Below are 1,071 nucleotides of genomic sequence, written 5' to 3' on the forward strand. Positions count from 1 at the left end.
GCGACGGCGTCGCAGCTATGCCGCGCGGATATTCGCCATGAAGCGGTCGAGCTCGGCGCGCAGGCGGGTGCTCTCGCTCGACAGGGTCTTGGCCGAGTTCAGCACCTCTTCCGAGGCCGAGCCGGTCTCGGCGGCGCCGCGGTTGACCTCGCCGATATCGGTGGCGGCCGTCTGGGTGCCCTGTGCGACCGTCTGCACGCTGCGGGCGATCTCCTGCGTGGCGGCGCCCTGCTGCTCGACCGCGCTCGCGATCGAGGTCGAAATCGACGAGATCTGGCCGATGGTCGCGCCGATCTCCTTGATCGCGGCGACCGATTCGGCGGTGGCGCCCTGCATGCCCGCGATGTGCGAGGAGATTTCATCCGTCGCCTTCGCGGTCTGGCTCGCCAGTGACTTCACTTCGCTCGCCACGACCGCGAAGCCGCGACCGGCCTCACCGGCGCGCGCGGCCTCGATGGTGGCGTTGAGCGCGAGAAGGTTGGTCTGCTCGGCGATCGCCGTGATCAGCTTGACCACCTCGCCGATCTGCTGGGCGGCGTGCGACAGCTTGCCGATGCGGCCGTCGGTCTCCTTGGCCTGCCCCACGGCAGCTTCGGCGATCCGGCTGGAATCGCGGACCTGACGGCCGATCTCCTCGACCGAGGCCGACAGCTCTTCCGTCGCGGTCGCGACCGACTGCATGTTGGAAGACGCCTGCTCGGAGACGCCGGCGACCTGGCTCGACAGGCTCTGCGTGGTCTCGGCGGTGCGGGTCAGCGTCGAGGCCGCCGATTCCAGCTGCACGGCCGAGGCCGAGACGTTGGAGACGATGGGGCCGACCGCGCTCTCGAAATCGTCGGCAAAGCGGATCAGCTCGGCGCGGCGGCTTGCGGCCTGCTCCCGGTTCTGGACTTCGCTGGCGGCAGCGTCGCGCTCGGCCTTGGCCACGGCCTGAACCTTGAACTCCTCGACCGCGCCGGCCATCTCACCGATCTCGTCCTTGCGGCCGAGGCCCGGCAGCACGACGTCGAAATTGCCCGACGCCAGCTCGCGCATCGCCTTGCACATCGCGATCATCGGCCGCGAGATGCC

At 69.7% G+C, this 1,071-nt stretch carries 1 protein-coding gene; it reads right to left on the reverse strand.

Features of this window, described 5'->3' with window-relative positions:
- Positions 1 to 15: 15 nt before the first annotated feature.
- Positions 16 to 1,071 (reverse strand): methyl-accepting chemotaxis protein (locus IC50_RS38190; protein ID WP_035716845.1); only part of this gene is annotated, 1,056 nt, incomplete at its 5' end.

Source organism: Bradyrhizobium genomosp. I (2014), assembly GCF_000261685.1.
Classification (GTDB): domain Bacteria; phylum Pseudomonadota; class Alphaproteobacteria; order Rhizobiales; family Xanthobacteraceae; genus Bradyrhizobium.